Raw genomic sequence first — 17,785 nt, 5'->3', positions numbered from 1 at the left:
AAAAAGTTGCTAATCTTCTCTTTCAGATTCCCGGAAAACTCAAGCCCAAACTCGTTGAAACCAATCGTAAGCCACTTTCCCTGAAATCTCATGAGTGCCCTCAAAAAGATCTAAAGCCAATTTTTCTTCTGCCTCTAAAATCTGATAAATGCTTCGAATCTGCTCATAGGCCTGCATGGTCGCGTGTACAGGAAAAATAGGATCGCCTTTCCCTGATTCAATGAGAAGAGGTCTAGGGGCAATCAAGCCAATCAGATCCGGCATTTCAGCAGCTAGTGACAGACCCGGCACATAGTTGTCTATACAGTGATGAATGGATAGTATGCTAGCTTGAAAAGTGTTCGTATATCCGCTTACGACAGCTGCCGTTATGCGATGATCAATAGCCGCAGCAAATGAGCAGACAAGTCCGCCTCCGGAAATCCCCATGCACCCAATCCTCGCGGCATCTACATCTTCACGTGTAAGTAGATAATCTACGCAGCGCAAAGTTTCAAACACTCGATAACCAGCCATCGTTTGGCCCATCGCCAAAAGCGATGTAGATAGACTGTGACAAGAGTTTGCATCCTGCTTCTCAGCGCTCAACTTACGATCACCAAAGCCTAAAAGTTCTGGTGCAACAACGATATAGCCTTTCTTGACAAGTTCTACGGCGAAATCTTTCTGATAGCCCTTGTCACCTGTTTTTTCCTCGCCATCTATCGTTAGACCTACAATATCCTTGCTGCCATATCCGTGGCCATGACAGGCGATAATGGCTCCCGCTCGCTCTTTGCGTTCTTTCGGAATAAGTACATAAACAGGCATGTAGAGGTCAGGATACGTCTGAATTTGAATTCTTTCTCTCGTATACGTGCCGCAATCCACAGACTCCAAAAGCTCGGGTCCAAGTTCGGGAATCTTCGGTGGAAATCCACCAAGTAACTCAACAAAACGCGAACGTAACCGTTCATTCCAGTTAAGCCATTCCTCTTGTGAGCTCGCTTGAAATTTTTCGGATGGCGTTACACGATCGTACAGATCTTTAAAATAGTGATCCGGATTCCACATGACAGTCAGCACCTCGTTTTCGATTTAAAATTAACACCGATGGACTGCTTTTTATTTCAGCTTCAAACGTTCTCTGATCACAGACCTCAGCTGATCTTTCTCCTCTTCGGGAATCCACTCAGTTAATCTGGCTGCAGCAACTGGCAACATCCATTGATCGATCTCATCCATCTGTAGATTGGAATGGGCAAGATAATAATTGAAATACACATGCCCCATCCTCTCTCTCATGGCTTGAAGTTGATCCTTCACATGGCTCGGAGCAGCTTCTGGAAGTGTACCGTAACGGAACAAAATCAATGTGCGGGCAATGTCCCCGGCAGGATGGCCAACCATGCCCGTCATCCAATCAATGATCCACCTCTTCTCCCCGACCATCGCGTTATCCGGATGAAAATCGCCATGACAGACACGGTTGCCGTTTGGCAGGGCTTCAAGGATTTGAAGGATTGCATGCTTTTCATCCGTTGAAAGCTGGGGAGCTTGATGAATGTTATGCGCAAGCATTTCCTTTTGTTTACGAAAAGGCTTGCCCCTCTCATCGGCAGGGACTTCACAACGATGAAGTGTGACATGCATCTCAGCTAGTATTTCTGCAAAATCATCCAGTTCTTGCGGATGCTCTGCCATTTTCTGAAGGAGCGGCTTGCCTTCAATGTATTCAAAATTAATGCCGATTCTTCCCTCCATCTCAACTAGCTCATGAACCATCGGTACAGAAATACCAAGCGATGCAACTTGTTTCGTTATCTCATATTCATAGATAATTGCGTCTTTTGGAAATCCGCTGCGGTATAGCTTGATTACGCTTTCATGATGTTCTTGGAAAATCTCGGCTGTTCTTCCCTCAGCTATTCGTTTCATCCATTGTTCCTCTCTTTTTGACTTGTTTCCTTATTTTAACATAGGATCAACACTTGAATCGATATAAAAAAGTTCGTCAAACCAAAAAAAGACCGTCAGGCTCCCCTGACGGTCTTGCTTCACCTTTATTCGAACATAGCCCTAGCGATTACCGCAAGATCCTTAATATCAATGATGCCGTCTTTGACTAAATCAAAATTCTTGACCAAATTCCAATCTGGGCTTGACTCTGTTTTGCCATAGTTTGCAGCGGCAATTGCGATATCACCGACCGTTACTTTGCCATCCCCATTGACGTCTCCTGAAGGGCTGGTATTTACGGAGCTCGTAAATGCTTGCAAAGCTTGATTCAAGCTGCTTGTTGCTTGATCGATTTCCGCCTGCGTAACTGCGTTTGCGGCAACCGCAATCGCTGTATTGATCGCTGCTTGCAAAGTGGCTTTGGAGCCAGTTGGGTATTGACCTGGTGCACTACCTTCAACAGCCGCTTGTAGAGTTGTTTGCGCTTGCGCAATTAATGTATTCAACGCTTCTTTGTTCAGATCAGCCGTGCCAGTGACCTTTACGTTATACGTAACAGCGTTAAGTGTACTCTCTACACCCGCTGAGTTAGCAATTTGCAGGGAAGAAAGCCGAATACTTGCATTAGCCGACTGTTTAAGAGCTTTCCATGTTAATTTAAGCAGTCCGCCATCCGTGGAAACGGCATGATTAGTGCCTAGGCTTGCCAGCAAAATACGTACTTTGCCAGGCACATCCTTATTCACTGAAACGACTTCAAGACCAGTTTTCAGTGCTAGTGCTGAATCAAAAAGGAAGGTATCCGCATCATAGCTGAACGTTAAATCCTGTGCGAAGATGGCATCTGACGCGTTCGTCGAAACATGCGCCAGTCCATAGTTCACATCAAGGTTATTGCCGACTGCAACTTGAGACACACCTGTCAGCGTTCCTGTTAATTCAGTCGGTTCAGTTGGCTCGGTCACATTAGGCACATCAGCCTTATACATCGTTACATAATCCAAATTGACATTCCCGATACTGCTTTCATCAATTCGGTAGCTAATTACATTTTTACCCGCCTGTAAAGCCAAACGTTCAGAACCCGTAAACCATTCATCCCAGCTAATCGCTGTTTTGTCCGGAGCAATCGTTTTCACATGTGCTCCGTTGACATAGACATTGATTTTTGCTCTTGCAGGCAATTGAACGGTAGGATTCGAAGTCGATTCCCCGTTTACTTGTTCCCCATAGGCATATCTTAAACCAACGATATAATCCCCAGCTTCAGCTGCATTAACAACAAAATTCGCTTCAGCGCCTGATTTCTTCGGTAAATGAATGTAACCTGTTCCTTGGAAGTTCAAATGGCTGTTTTCTTTCGTGATATCCCCTAATAGAACAGCATCTTCGGCTTGATACATATCTCCTTGACCCAGATCGCCTGAAGGCAGTTCCTGCCACTCATTCGGAGCAACAGGCGTACCAAAGTTTGGCGTACCATCGGCATTCCAACCGAATTTTTTAATATTAACCTGACGCCACCAGTTTCGCCCTGTATCTTGATACACCCGTGAGTGATACATCATCCAATCTTCCGTACCATCTACGGATTTCACAAAACTTGCTCGAGCTGGTCCTGAAACATCACTTGTCGATACGAAAACATCATTTTTGCGCGTCCAAGAGCTCGGGTTCAAGAAGTTCCCATCCGTATTCATAAAATAAGATAACCGGTAACCATCTGATTGATAGTCACCCTCGGACATCGTGATGAATACTTTGCCGTCCCGTTGTAAGACACGAGGACCTTCCCCGCCTCCGCCAGGCAAGAATGACCGGTCAACGCTAATGGTATAAGGATTATCCATTGGAGCAATGGCCGGACCGATTGGTTCTCCGGAGCCCAAAGTGCCCCATACGGCATAAAGCTTTCCTTTATTTTCAAAAACCGTAAAATCGTTCGCTTGCTTATAGACACCATGTTCACCCGCATATAGAGCACCTTTGTCAACATAAGCCCCTTGCGGATCGTCCGTAACGGATTGCAGAACTGTCGCCATGTGCTTGTAATCATAGGCTTTCAAGTCGGCACAGTAGTAGATATACCATTTGCCGTCAAAGAAGAAAATTTCCGGAGCAAAAATCCGCGTTTGTGTGCCTTGTGAATCAAAAACCAGCTTCTTTTCCCCTTGGTCTGTCAGGGTGCGAGACTTGGATACATACACTTTGTTCTCAGAGTCCAGGTTACTGGAAGAAACGAAGTAATAATAGCCGTCTTTGTAAGTTACAAATGGGTCCTGCCCTTGATAGAGCGGATTGCTAAATTTGTTATGTATAGAAGAACTTGTGACACCCATCTCTTTCATAAAGGCGGAACGAGCGATGGATACGTTTTCAATTCCTTGAATTAGCGCTTCCACTTTAGCTCGGTCATCCATTTGAGCGCCATCAATCGTATTCAGCAGCTCTTCAGCCGTTTGTTTAGCCGTTTGGAGATTGGTTCGATCACTTGCGGTTACTTTATCTCCAAAATTGTCAGCTAAATAATCCAACTTTTGAATTTCTGCGGACAACTCGCTTTTTTTCGTTACCAACGTGCGATCTGCCGGCAAGTAAAGGGCTGATTCAGGAACGATTTGTCGCTGCTGACTTGCACTCTCCCATTCCATCTTGAGCCAAGTACCGCCCCAACCTTGTAAATATTCAACTTTGATGTCATAGTGTTTGCCAGCCTCCAAAGAGATAGGAACACTATCTTGCGGTTTCTCCCAAGTTTGCTGCCAGAAGTCAATGATCAGCTGCCCATTAACCCATAGGCGAAACCCATCATCACCAACCATATGGAAGGTATAATCTTCTGTGTAGGCAGGAACTATTGTTCCTGTAAAACGTGCCGTATTATAATCAGGTGTTCCAGAAAATTGATTAAAAATACTGCTAAATGAATCCCCATTCAGATTGCCAATAGCACGTGATCCACGCAGATCATCGAATTTGAATACGGTGATATCTGTTCGATTATCAGGATTCGGCACACATTTAAAGAAATCCCCCATCAATCCATGTCCATCCGAAATTGGATCTGCAGCACGAGCATTCATAGGCATATTGATCGTACATGCAAATAAGATAAAAGCCATAAGTATCCCTATTACTTTTTTCATCGGTAATCTCCTATTCTCATATTCGTTTCTACTCCGTGGATATTCTGCTAACGTTCCGAGTTCATGCAAGAAACAAAGCCAGCAGCCTCGTTACCTAGTGACACACCGCGTAACCTCCTTTCCCTATCTTGCTGCGTGTTTTTAACTTAACATATTTTCAAAAATATAGATTTGTAATATCCCGCGCTTTTTTACAATTATCTTTCCTTTTTACGTAAGCGGATAATACGGAGCTAAACTCGTGCACAAAAACAAAAAAACTGACGCCGATTTTGTCCGGACGACAGTTCATTTCCGTTAATCTTTTTAAAGTGTCATAGCTAGTCCATACTTGGCCAGGAACTCTTCCTTCTCCTTGTAATCGGGCATTATGCTTCCTACTCGTCTCCAGAAGGAGCGATCATGATTCATATGGGTGAGATGACATAACTCATGGATGATGACATAATCAATCACGTCGATTGGCGCCATAGCTAAACGATAATTGAAGGTTAATTTTTTAGATGAGCTGCAGCTTCCCCATTTGGTTGTAGACTCTTCGATTTCAATCTCCTTCGGTTTAACCTTTAATTGTGTCTGATAGATCTTGATGCGCTCAGCAATGATTTTCTTGCAGCTTGAGAAATAGAACTTTTTAAGATTTATTTTCAACTCTTCCTCAGTAAGCCCAGTGGTCTCGATCAATTCATGGAGAAAATAATATTTTCCAAGATGAAGGAACTTTCCTTCCTCTTGATACTCTTTTATTCCAACGGTTTCTTTCGATTTCTCAATAAGCCTTAATTTCTCTACGATTTGTTTTCCATGCTGTTTTACAAGGCTTATTATCGTCTCCTGGTTTGTATCGTTAGGAGCTTTAACAGTCATATAGCCTGTGTTATCGATTTGAATGGATATTTTCTTTCTAACGCCATATGAAACATGAAATTCAATCGTCCTATTTTCTAACTCCATTTTCATCCTAGTCATCGGTCCTTTACTTTCACTGCGATACCTCCTCATTTTACCTTTCTCATGAAAAAAAGACCAATCCCACTTTTAGGGACTGGCCTTCCTGTTCACTCGCTTTTTTGTTTTTTAACGGTGTCTTCTTCCAATAATCCTTTCGTTCCTTGTCTAAACTCCTTAATTGTCGTGCCGAACGCACGCCCCAATTGAGGCAATTTCGTAGGTCCGAATAACAATAACGCCACTACTGCAATGATGATAACACCTGAAACACCAATCCCTGAAAGCATGAAAAGCACCTACCTTCTCACCTGCATTTATTAAAATTTCACCATAAGCGCTGTGATGTACATAATGAGAATTCCTGCCGATAACCCGCCAAAATTCAACCAGGAAACAGGCGACAAACTGCGCTTTTCGGATTCTTTGAGGATCATTTTGGAAATGACATAAATGACTTGAAGAATAGCGCCAGCGCCGATTCCGAAGAATAAAGCCGCCAAAGTATCGTTGAAAATGAATCCACCTGCCCAAGTTCCAATGATAGCTGGCCCACCTGCGATTAACGCTAATGTAACAAAAGTCTTCCAGCTAGGACGCTCTTTAAGCAATGGAGCAGCGATCCCCACGCCTTCTGTAATATTGTGCAGGGTAAAACCAATGATCAAGAAAGTTCCCAGCGCTGCCTCTCCGACAGCAAATGCGGATCCAATGGCCAGGCCTTCACCGAAATTATGCAAACCGATGCCTGTAGCGATTTTCCGGGACACTCTGCTTCCCTCAAGCGTTCTGCTGCTTAATTTGCGGTCATTCGACTGATCGACAGCGATCAAGAATAAACAGCTGAGCAGTGCGCCAAACCATACTAATCCAGTACCTTGGAACACACCAGGAGCTTCAGCCGCCATTTCAAACCCTTCCTCGAACGTATCAATGACAAGAAAAAATAAAAGTCCGATCGTCAAGGAAAGAATCACATGCATGCCTTTCACCGAAAACCGCCGTAAGAAGGGATACCATAGCAGACCTAACCCCACAGGAATGACTCCAACATAAAATCCAATTAAGGCATATTGAGCAAAAAGCTTTCCTGTCGGAGTTAGTGTAGCTGCTGCTGCTGCAACCTCACCTGTGAAAATTAATCCATTCGACGTGATTAATTTGATTTCATGGGGATCCCCTTGCACCCACGGGTAGGGAATAAGAATCGTTCCTCTCTCGAATCGTTGCAAGGTGTCGCTTGGTGAAAACTCTGCGTTCCAGAACGCTCCGTCAACAACGACTTGAGCAATTGTTATTTCCTCAGGGCCGGAGTTCAGAACCTTCACTTGAATGCCGTCATCATTCAGCGTGATTTTCTCAACGTTCACAACTTCAATAGGTGCAGCAGGCTCACTTTCTATACCAGTACCTACCTTGGCAATCGTACCGATGATGGCAATTAACAAAATGAGCGGGAGAATTCCCCATAAGATAGCTTTTAATGGAAGGGATGACGTCTTGGTTTCCCTTTGATCTGCATAATTCATTGAGCATTTACCTCCTTTCTTATTCGGCTATGAAGAAGCCCATCCAACCAAGCTCCGCAAATTCACTTTGATGGGCATGAAACATATATTTCCCGGCGGATGGAAACACGATTTCCAGAATACCGCGTTCCCCTTGGCACTGCATGATCGTATCCGTAAATTGAGGACGAGCCTCAGGGTCCGCGCCGGTTGCATAATAGTTGAAAAAGTTCGCATGAAGGTGAAAAGAATTGATCAGATCGAATTCCGTCAAATTACTGAGATAAATGCGTACAAGTTCTCCGACCTGCACTTTAATTGGTTCTTGTTGATAGGCAAAAGCATACCCGTTTACCGTGTAAATTTCGTTTTCTCCATCAAGATCCAAATCAAACCCGTTCATGACCATACTGAATTCTCGCGCTGAAGCTCTTGGTTTTTTGGGATCAATGATGAAATTCCCATATAGTCCTTTATGAATATGTCTGGCTAATGGAGCAACATGGCAATGATAAACATGCATGCCGGCTGGTTTAGCTTCAAATTCGTAAGTAAACGTATCTCCGGCATTGACAGCTTCCAAGCCATCCATATTTGTCGGGTGCATCCCATGAAAGTGGATGGAATGCGGATGGCTCGTTGCATTGCCAAAGTGTATACGAAGCACATCGCCTTCGGTACAACGAATGGTCGGACCAGGAATTGTGCCGTTAAATGTCCATCCCGGGAACTTAATGCCCTTGGCGATCTGAACTTCATTCTCATAGGCAGTAATTTCATACTCACGCAATGTTCTTCCATCCGGAAGTTTACTTACCTTGCCATAATCAAATGCTGTCAATGCCTTCTGTGCGGCTTTAAATCCTTCGGTTGCATCATTACTTGGCACATAGCCATGCTTCATGCCTTCATGCAGCTGACCTTTCATCGCCTTATGAATGTCATGTTTATCCGCCACTAAGGTCGACTTTCCGAATAAAGTGGATGGATGTAATAAAGCAGCTCCAATAACGGCAAAAGCCCCGGCACCTCCCATCTTCAAAAGTTTGCGTCTTGAGATCTTATCATTCGAATCACGCAGCATCGTTAAACCCTCCCCCATTAATATTGCTTGTTTACAATTATTTTGCATTAAGGAAACATTTTGCGCAAAAATTTTGTTTCCATTAGGACAAAAAGTTTGCCCAAGGAAACACTTTGACTTAAATATATGCGTTAACCTGGTTTTTGTAAACCATTTTTTTGTTAAGAAAAAAATATATTTATATCGCCACTGCAATCTGTGCGGCTCTATATTGCCCTATCTACTAAGGTGTCCAATCAAATTTAATCCATAGATCATCTAGTATAATAGGAGCACCCCAGAGGAGGGAATGGCATTGAAATTGGTTGAAATAAAAGGTTCCTATGACGCAATTGTTAGTTTAGGCAGTGCTTGCAATCCTTCGCTTCAATTAAAACGTCACCAGTTGAGAACGGTTTCAGGTCCGCTGGATTGGCATGTGTCTCTTTCACTTTCTGATGTAAACCGCTTGTTGAAGAATAAATTCCATAACTTCATGGATTTGAACAATATGAAATTAATAGACGGGGTTGCTCATTTATTAGATGACGGAGTCCCCATTCAATCTGTAAAGTCGCATTTTGTAAAAGACACTTATTACAATATTCTTTCCGTACATGATTTTCCCATAGACCCAAACCAACACTGGACGATGACATACCCTTCCTATCGGGAGAAAATGAGTCGCCGAATAGACAGATTGATGGATAAGATGCAAACTAGCCGAAGCATGTTATTTGTGAGATGGGCCGCTAATTATGACCAGGCTGCCAAGTTACAATCAGTTTTATCCGAATTGGTAGATGGTCCGTTTAGCGTCCTGATCCTCTGTCCAGCTGAGAGCACCAATGCGGTGACATTATTGGATTGGGGTATTGAAAGAGTATGTGCGGTGGAGGTTCCTTCTGACCCTAATCGGAATGCAACATGGGATTATGTCTTCCAAGGGGTAAAGATCAACTAGGAAAAGAGAAAAGCAGGAGTGATCGGCGTTATTCAGCCAACCCTCCTGCTATTCGGCGTTATTTTTTATACACCTTATTGTACGCGTCTTGATAAATGGAGATGAATTGATCCATACCGGAATCTTTGAGGCCTTTCAAGTAGGCGTCCCAATCCTTATCGATGCTTTTGGCACCCATAATGAACTGCAGCATGGATTGCTTCACATAATCGGTAATAATAGGCTTTAATTGCTTAACTTGATTTGCTTGTTCATTCGTCAAGAAAATATCCGTCGGGAACTCTTCCTTCGGCTGGTGCCCTTCATACAATTCTTTCGTAGCTTTGTACAGTCGTGCTTCCAACCCATCCATCGTATAGATGTCCTGGCTCACTGCATAAGATGTTTCACGATATTCGGCTGAACGAAGGTTCGGCCCCATTTGATTCCAGTGGTCGTTCTGTACCTGTCCTACGCCGTACGAAGTTTCTTTCACCTTGAACTTAGCGGCAGTTCCGCGCGTGTTTTTATGGCTCGCATCCGCTTTTACCCAGTTGCGATTTTCCTCTCCGAAGTTGGACAACGTCGTGCCTTCATCCGAATAGAGATAATCCGCCAAACGAATGGCTGCTTCCGGATTTTTGTTTTTGTTCGTAATGGCAAATACGGAATTCCCAATCCCGATATAGTGCGCGGTGAACGAGGCTCCATCCGGACCCGTTAGCGGAGCAATCGGATCATAGTCCTTGTGGCGAGTCGCCGCCGGCGATGCATCGGTGAATTCACCGAACCAACCTGCCGGAATCGCACCCGCTATGGCTGTGTCTGGGCTGTTCCCTTTTTGTGAAAGCGCATCCGATTTCTGCGTAAATGCCTCCTTATCAATCAAGCCTTCCGAATACAGTTTATTCAAATACTGCAATCCTTTTTTGAAGCCTGGTTGGTCAACAGACGTTCCCAGCTTGCCGCCATTTAACACGAAATAGTTATTATCAGCATTAAAATAAACGAATGCGTTCATGACGAAGGTTTCAATATCCGTATGCCAGCCCGTTGGCGAACCGGTGAATGCAATTTCATCGGCTTTGCCGTTGCCATTCGGATCTTTCTCCTTGAAAGCTTTCAACATGTTGTAGAAATCGTCCGTCGTTTTCGGCGCACTCAGCCCAAGCTTCTGCAGCCACTTCGAGTTCACCCACATTTTGGCGGAGAATTGGCAGTGATAGCACTCATTAACCGAAGGAATCGCGTAAATATTGCCATCCGGCGCTGTAATTGCTTTTTCCAGATAAGAAATATCTTTGAATGCCTTTTTAATATTTGGCGCATATTGATCGATCAGCTTATTAAGCGGCAGCAAAACGCCTTGTTGACCGTATAACAGCTGCTCTTCCTTCGTCAGATCCCCTGACATGAAAATATCAGGATAGTCGCCACTTGCCAGCAGTAACTGTTTTTTCTCTTTCAAGGCCGCTGCTTCGCCAGGTACAAGCTGCCAGTTCAAATGAATATTCGTCTTATCTTCCAAATATTTGGTAAACCAGTTTGTATTCAAATCAGCAATATTCGCCGATTGCGGCGCAAAAGCACTCATGTTGATTTTGCTTTTGGCGATCGGAAAGCCCGTAACATTCACGTTGCTTCCTCCATCTGAACTTCCGCCTCCATTCGGAGTAGCGCTGTTCGGCTCACCGCCTCCTGATGTGCAGCCGACCACAAACGTAGTAATGAATACAATAAGGGCTATCGATTTCCATGTTCTATTGGTTTTTTTCATCCCCATACTCAAACCCTCCTTGTTTGTCTTCGCCAATCCATCTTCGTGGGGGCAAACCGGAGCTATCCGCTGCCTCGCATCCCGCCTTTCATCGTTCACCAGGAATCAGCCTTTCAAAGAACCAATCAGTAGACCCTTCACAAAATGCTTTTGCACAAATGGATAAAGAATAAGAACAGGCGCACTTGCTACGACAATGAGTGAATATTTAAGCAGCTCCTTCAAGCCCTGCCTCTCCGCTAGTTCCCTGACGTCTTTAATCATTGTAGGATCAATGGAGTTCAGGATTAGAATGTTACGTAAAATAAGCTGCAGTGGATATAAGTTAGCGGTTTTCAAGAAGATTAAGGCTTCAAAATAAGAGTTCCAGTAGCCAATTGCATACATGAGCACTAGAACGGCAATGATCGGTTTAGATAATGGGATCACGATTCGCGTTAAAAATTTGAAGTCGCTGCATCCGTCCAAATGTGCGGCCTCCGTTAGCTCGGATGGAATCGATGTTTGAAAAAACGTCCTCGCCAGAATAACCTGCCAGACGGATATCGCACCTGGGATAATCATGGCCCATCTCGTATCGAGCATCCCCAGTCCTTTTACCGTCAAATAATAGGGAATTAAACCTCCGCTGAAAAGCATCGTGAAAACAAACAAAGCCGTGATCACATTGCGTCCATAAAAGTTTTTACGAGAAAGCGGATAAGCAGCCGTAATTGTCAACGATACGCTAATTAGGGTCCCTACGACCAGGTAGAACAAAGAGTTGCCGTACCCTTTCAAAATTTGCGGGTTCTGGAACACGGCTTGATAACCTCGCAGTGTCGGCTCAACAGGGAGAAGCCACACTTTGCCCGAAATAACAGCGGATGATGAACTGAATGAGGAGCTGACGATATAAATTAAGGGATACGCTACGATGACTAAGCAAATGATCAAAAACAGATAGACGAAGAACAGATAAACACGATCTATACTGCTTTCAACGATGCGGGTCGTTGATTTTCGTGATTTTAACGATAAGGCTTGCTCGGGATTCATCATCTTCTTTGCCTCCTACCACAAACTTGTCTCGGAATTTTTCCTTGCCACATAATTTACAACGATGAGCAGCAGCAAGTTCACGACGGCATTAAATAGTCCGACCGCTGCGGAGAAACTAAAGTTTGCTCCGACTAATCCCATTTTGTATACATAGGTCGAAATGACTTCGGAAGCCCCAACGTTGATGGCATTTTGCATCAGATACACCTTCTCAAACCCTACGTTCATGATTTGCCCTGCATTCAAAATAAGCAAGATCACAGCCGTCGGCATAAGACTCGGCAAATCGATATGGATCATCCGCTGAAAGCGTGATGCGCCGTCCACTTTCGCCGCCTCATATAAGTGCGGATCTACCCCGGCCAAAGCCGCAATATAGATGACCGAAGCGTAGCCGGTAAACTGCCAGACGTCGGAGAGCACATAGACAGTTTTGAAATACTCCGGCTTTGACATTATATTTTCTGCCGGAAAACCGAATTTATCGGCCAGTAGATGGACAAATCCAAGTTGTGGAGAAAGGAATAGCATAATGATCGATACCATGATAACAGTGGAAATGAAATAAGGCGCGAAGGTGACTAGCTGTACGGCTCGTTTAAACACGCCATTTTTCAACTCATTTAAAGCTAAAGCAAGAATGATAGGCGCAGGAAAACCTACAATTAGCGAATATAGGCTTAGGAGAGCCGTATTTTTAATAATTCGCCAGAAAATCGGCAGCCGGAAAAATTCAATGAAATGTTTGAAGCCAATCCAATCGCTCCCCCAAATCCCTTTGGTTACGACATAATTCTTAAACGCAATTTGCACGCCAGCCATCGGTACATATTTAAAAATAAGCAAATATAGAAGTGACGGCAGGATAATCAGATAGAGCTGCCAGTTTTTCCTTACCATTCTCAATGCTATACTCATGGTAACTCTCCCTCCAAGATGCATTTAATGACCTATTTGTTTAAGCGCTTACAAGGACTATCATAATGGACTGTCGAACAAATTTATAGGGATCATTTTTAAGATGAACTGTCCATTCATAAGGTGGTGTGCCTCATTCCAAAGCAGCTTGCTTTCAACTATCAGAACTTGTCTATTGTCAAAAAAATGGCGATTGGCTACATCGTGATCATCTTTATTCCGATCATCTCTTTCGGACTATTTCTTTATAATCAAAACTATAACAGCTTTCTGGAAGAATACGCGCAAGGCAGACAAAAAATCGTGAATCAAGTGTTAAATAATATAAGCATCAGCACGGTGCAGATCGAGTCCGCTTATCAGTTATTCCAAAACAATTCCAATACGATCGCTTATTTAAGCGGGAATTATCGGACGGATTTTGAACAAGTCTCCAACTTCTTGACCTATATTCGACCCTTATTTTCCTATATCCTGTCTTCCAATCAAATGATTGATGGTATGACAATTTACATGGAACAGCAAAACGGAATGATTTTTCGACCGGAAATGGCCAGAATGGACGAGTTCAAGTTAGGAGAAGGCATCCGAAAGCTCCAGCTAGGTGTAGGGAAATGGATAACGTCAAGCAATGGATCCGATCCAAACATCGACCTTCATTATGTTCACAAAATAGGGAATCGGAATTTTGAGCAGGACATCGGTCTACTCGATATAAAAGTTACCTCCAAGTTAATTAAACCACTGTTTGAATCTTTAAATTTGAATAGCAAAAGCAATCTATATGTGCTTGATCAGGATCACCAAGTCATCTCGCGCATTGAGAAAATTCCACTAACTAAAGTTTCAGAAAAGGCCCTATTGGATAATGCCTTCCAAACCAACATGAAGTACTACTATCAAACTGTAGGCGGAGATAAAATGTTGATCGAATCCTTTTATGCTGACAGTTTGAAGCTGCATTTTGTTATGATGGAGCAAGTAGATGATGTCTTTAGTGGAATTAAGAAAAACAAATATGTACTTGTGATGATTGTAACGATCCTACTATTGACGTTATCCGGTATGTATTATCTGATCGCAAGTTCCATTACGAAACGGATTTTGAAGCTTTCCAAGCATATGCGGCGGGTCGATGAAAACCACTTTCCCTTGTACGTAGGAGAAATTAATAAAGATGAAGTTGGGCATCTGACCTCCTCTTACAATGCCATGATCCGACGAATGGACGAGCTGGTCAATACCGTGCACCGCTCTGAAATGCTGAGGAAAGAGTCCGCCTATCAGATGATGCAAGCGCAAATCAAACCTCATTTCCTCTACAATACGCTTGAATCCATACGCATGATCGCAGAAGCAAATGATGATCCGGAAGCGGCCGAAATGTCCTATACGTTAGGCAAGCTGTTCCGCTACAGTTTATCGGGATCGAAAAGTGAAACGACCTTGAAAGAAGAAGTTGAAAATGTCAAAGACTATATCAAAATCCAGCAAATCAGGCTCGGTGACCGGCTGCAAGTAAGCTTCATGATTGACGCAGCGATCGATCATTTTATTTGTCCCCACTATATTTTGCAGCCAATTATTGAAAATAGTATCGTCCATGGGATTGCTACCGTTAGAAAACAAGTGACCCTCTCCATTCGGATTTGGGAAGATGCCTCATTCATGTTCATTTCTGTTAGCGATACGGGAGCGGGTATTGCGGAGGATCGATTGGCACGGGTTCAAGGTGTTTTAAATGGTAAAATGGATGCTTCTCAGTTACAGAGCGGCGGCGGCGGACTCGGCATCGTGAATGTCAGTGAACGCATCAAAATGTTTTATGGGGAAGGTTCAGGTACCCAGATTACGAGTAAACTTAACGAGGGAACGACGTGTTTACTCAAATTAGGCAAGGGGGCAGCACAATGAAGCTTATGGTTGTCGATGACGAACCTATCATTTTGAATGGCATTATTCGTATGATAGAGAAAGCGAACACTTCTTTTACCGAAATTGTCGGAGCAAGTGATGGTATTGACGCGCTGCACAAGCTGGCAACCTTTCAGCCCGATTTGATCCTAACGGATATTCATATGCCTGAAATGGACGGGCTTGCGCTTATTAAAGAAGTGCAAGCGCAGCATTATGGCAACCGCTTCGTAATTATTACCGGTTATGACGACTTTGCGTATGCTAGACAAGCGCTGCGTTACCAAGTCGTTGACTATTTATTAAAACCAATTAATAAGGTGGAACTGGTAGGCGTGCTCGAAAAAGTTGAACAGACGATACGGATCGAACAGCGCCAAATGAGAGAACATGACCTGCTGATGCTGAAGGAGCATCTCCTTTATGATATGCCCTATGAGGACATGCCGCTCAAGCCGGAGCAGCTGCACATGCTTCTACCTCATCCGTTTATGTCAATTCTCGTTTTTCAATCTAATGAAGATACGCCGTTGTTAACGGTTGAACGCATGAAACAGATGTGTAACGTATTATCCGAGATGCAATTTAAGGCTTACACTTTTCAATCCCGCTTTTTTCGGCAAACTGTGCTCATTCTGAACGGGATGCATGTGCCATCAGAGGCAGAGCTGCAGCTTGCTTGTGGTGATTTAGTAGCGAGCGAAAACACGCAAAACAGCGGTCTTGCAATTGGCGGCAGCGGCAGATTCATGGATATAGATAGCTTGCGGGAGCTTTACATGGAAGCGGTGGCTGCCATGCTATTTAACCGGCACTTCGCCAACTGCAGCATTAGCGTTTATCGAAAAGATGCTGAACCCATGGGGCATGAATTGGCTATTGCCCAGGGGAGCGATCGCTTGATCGCTCTCGAACATATCGAAAAGGAAATGCATTCCCTGCATCTTCATTTCCCTGACTGTGATCACAAGTTCAGACTTCGTGAGTTGTTCCTCAGTCTTGTTAACGATCGCAACCAAAGAGTCGGCACAATACTTAATGTTGCAACTCATTCGAAAACCACTGGACAACTCCTCCCCTTTGAGCGGCGTCCTGAGCACAGTCAGCCACACACACAGGCTATCGATAAAATCGTTTCCTTTGTCGAACAAAACTATAAGTTGGATTTATCTCTCGATGTGGTTGCCGACCACGTGCAAATGCATCCGAATTACATCAGCATGCTGTTTCGCAAAGAGATGGACCTCACCTTCCTTCACTACTTGCATACGTTTCGCCTCGCCAAAGCCAAGCAGTTCATGCAGGATCACCCGGACTGGCCGATCAATACCATTGCTGAACTCGTCGGCTATGAAAATCCGCGGCATTTTTTCAAAGTGTTTAAAAAATTTGAAAACACCACGCCCGGACAATACCGGCTTGGAAGTTCATCGATCTAAAAGCAAAAAGAAGCAATCGGCAGCTTCCCCGCCAATTGCTTCATTTCTTTTACTTAAGAATCGCACTCGCCTGCTGCATGATCTTCGCGATCAGATCCCCAGCTTTCTCCCCATCCGTCAACATCCTTGTCCCTTGTCCTGCCCACAAAGACATATATTCCGCATTACGCTGGTCAGCCGAAGCATTTCGAATATCTCTTGTAATCGTATTCTGGGTAGGGAACGGCAGCGGTTCAATGCCTCGCTCGTCCCATTGCCGAATAAACGAATTCACAATGCCTCTCGCCGGGCGGCCAGAGTATGCTTTCGTGATCACGGTACTTTCCTCTGTGCTTTTCAAAAGCGCTTCCTTGTACGCCACATTCGCGCCTGATTCAAAAGCGGTCAGAAACCGGGTCCCCATCTGTACGCCTTGAGCGCCTAGGGCAAGTGCAGCAACGAGACCACGTCCATCCATGATCCCTCCAGCAGCTATAACAGGAATCCGCACTTGATCCACGATTTGCGGTACCAGTGCTATGGTGCCAATATTCGCTCCCATCGGATGGTTCGATATGTCAAAGGTACCGCGGTGGCCTCCTGCTTCGCTGCCTTGTGCCACAATCGCATCACAGCCGGCTTGTTCAGCCAAGATCGCTTCTTTCACGGTTGTGACCATCGTCACGATTCGTAATCCTTCCTCTTTTGCCTTCTGCCTATGAGCTTCCGAAAGAACGCCGAAAGCCGTGCTAATGACGGGCACCTTTTCTTCCAACAAAACAGCGATTTGCTCATCGAAATAATCTGGTGTGCTGACGTTCTCCCCAGTGGCTTCCGCAATCCCAAGCTGGCCGCGCACCTTGTTAAGCTCCTGCTGCACGACTTGTGTTCTCGTGTTGTTGTCAGGCACCCGAATCGCAAACAGATTGACTCCGAAGGGGGCGTCCGTCAACTGCTTTAACTCCCTTATGGCCACTTGAATAGCGTCCGGTGTCATATAAGCGGCTCCTATCGTGCCGAGACCTCCCGCATTGGAAACGGCTGCCGCCAGATTCACAGTGCCTGGAACCCCAGCCATTCCTGCCAAAAATAGCGGGTATTTGATTTTAAAAATACGGCAAATATCCGTTGTAAGTTGAAGGGTCATGTTCTTATGTCTCCTTAAAAACTG

At 44.4% G+C, this 17,785-nt stretch carries 14 protein-coding genes; 3 read left to right on the top strand and 11 right to left on the bottom strand.

All coding sequences use genetic code 11. The features are described from left to right. Positions 1-39: 39 nt before the first annotated feature. From PCH02S_RS14725 to PCH02S_RS14695, 7 genes are all read right to left on the bottom strand, one after another. On the bottom strand, positions 40-1,053 hold the full coding sequence (locus tag PCH02S_RS14725) for an alpha/beta hydrolase family protein (protein ID WP_127454233.1): 1,014 nt from the start codon (positions 1,051-1,053) through the stop codon (positions 40-42). Positions 1,054-1,104: 51 nt separating this feature from the next. After that, entirely contained in the window at positions 1,105-1,917 is an 813-nt protein-coding gene (locus PCH02S_RS14720; protein WP_127454231.1) for an aminoglycoside phosphotransferase family protein, read from the bottom strand. Between the two features lie 125 nt (positions 1,918-2,042). Continuing rightward, positions 2,043-5,084: a family 43 glycosylhydrolase gene (locus PCH02S_RS14715; RefSeq protein ID WP_127454229.1), complete on the bottom strand. Its 3,042-nt coding sequence runs from the start codon at positions 5,082-5,084 to the stop codon at positions 2,043-2,045. A gap of 306 nt (positions 5,085-5,390) precedes the next feature. Continuing rightward, complete coding sequence (locus PCH02S_RS14710; protein ID WP_127454227.1) at positions 5,391-6,044, bottom strand: M48 family metallopeptidase; 654 nt, start codon at positions 6,042-6,044, stop codon at positions 5,391-5,393. 98 nt (positions 6,045-6,142) lie between these two features. Then, positions 6,143-6,322, bottom strand: a complete 180-nt coding sequence (locus tag PCH02S_RS14705; protein WP_127454395.1) for a twin-arginine translocase TatA/TatE family subunit — start codon at positions 6,320-6,322, stop codon at positions 6,143-6,145. A 30-nt stretch (positions 6,323-6,352) separates the two neighbouring features. Beyond that, on the bottom strand, positions 6,353-7,561 hold the full coding sequence (locus tag PCH02S_RS14700) for a ZIP family metal transporter (RefSeq protein ID WP_127454225.1): 1,209 nt from the start codon (positions 7,559-7,561) through the stop codon (positions 6,353-6,355). A 19-nt stretch (positions 7,562-7,580) separates the two neighbouring features. After that, positions 7,581-8,624 (bottom strand): multicopper oxidase domain-containing protein, encoded by a 1,044-nt coding sequence (locus PCH02S_RS14695; protein WP_127454223.1) that lies wholly within the window; start codon positions 8,622-8,624, stop codon positions 7,581-7,583. Positions 8,625-8,913: 289 nt separating this feature from the next. Between PCH02S_RS14695 and PCH02S_RS14690 the strand changes: the two genes are divergently transcribed. Continuing rightward, positions 8,914-9,567: a DUF1796 family putative cysteine peptidase gene (locus PCH02S_RS14690; RefSeq protein ID WP_307719934.1), complete on the top strand. Its 654-nt coding sequence runs from the start codon at positions 8,914-8,916 to the stop codon at positions 9,565-9,567. A gap of 58 nt (positions 9,568-9,625) precedes the next feature. On the opposite strand, the gene PCH02S_RS14685 is transcribed toward PCH02S_RS14690, so the two are convergent. The 3 genes from PCH02S_RS14685 to PCH02S_RS14675 form a co-directional block, all read right to left on the bottom strand. Continuing rightward, entirely contained in the window at positions 9,626-11,329 is a 1,704-nt protein-coding gene (locus tag PCH02S_RS14685; RefSeq protein ID WP_127454219.1) for an ABC transporter substrate-binding protein, read from the bottom strand. Between the two features lie 99 nt (positions 11,330-11,428). Continuing rightward, entirely contained in the window at positions 11,429-12,364 is a 936-nt protein-coding gene (locus PCH02S_RS14680; protein ID WP_246069083.1) for a carbohydrate ABC transporter permease, read from the bottom strand. 12 nt (positions 12,365-12,376) lie between these two features. Next, positions 12,377-13,282 carry an ABC transporter permease gene (locus PCH02S_RS14675; RefSeq protein WP_127454217.1) on the bottom strand — a complete coding sequence of 302 codons (906 nt, stop codon included), beginning with the start codon at positions 13,280-13,282 and terminating at the stop codon, positions 12,377-12,379. A gap of 126 nt (positions 13,283-13,408) precedes the next feature. Here PCH02S_RS14675 and PCH02S_RS14670 point away from each other — a divergent pair, with 126 nt between their 5' ends. Next, positions 13,409-15,196, top strand: coding sequence for a sensor histidine kinase (locus PCH02S_RS14670; RefSeq protein ID WP_127454215.1), 1,788 nt, complete (start codon positions 13,409-13,411; stop codon positions 15,194-15,196). Continuing rightward, complete coding sequence (locus PCH02S_RS14665; protein ID WP_127454213.1) at positions 15,193-16,635, top strand: response regulator; 1,443 nt, start codon at positions 15,193-15,195, stop codon at positions 16,633-16,635. Before PCH02S_RS14670 ends, PCH02S_RS14665 begins: the two co-directional genes overlap by 4 nt. A gap of 49 nt (positions 16,636-16,684) precedes the next feature. Here PCH02S_RS14665 and PCH02S_RS14660 read toward each other — a convergent pair whose 3' ends face one another. Continuing rightward, positions 16,685-17,761 (bottom strand): NAD(P)H-dependent flavin oxidoreductase, encoded by a 1,077-nt coding sequence (locus PCH02S_RS14660; protein WP_127454211.1) that lies wholly within the window; start codon positions 17,759-17,761, stop codon positions 16,685-16,687. Positions 17,762-17,785 lie beyond the last annotated feature (24 nt).

This window comes from Paenibacillus chondroitinus NBRC 15376 (assembly GCF_004000765.1).
In the GTDB taxonomy this organism is placed as follows: domain Bacteria; phylum Bacillota; class Bacilli; order Paenibacillales; family NBRC-103111; genus Paenibacillus_E; species Paenibacillus_E chondroitinus.
Note: the sequence above shows the minus strand (reverse complement) of the source record. Positions and strands in the feature narration are given on the sequence as shown.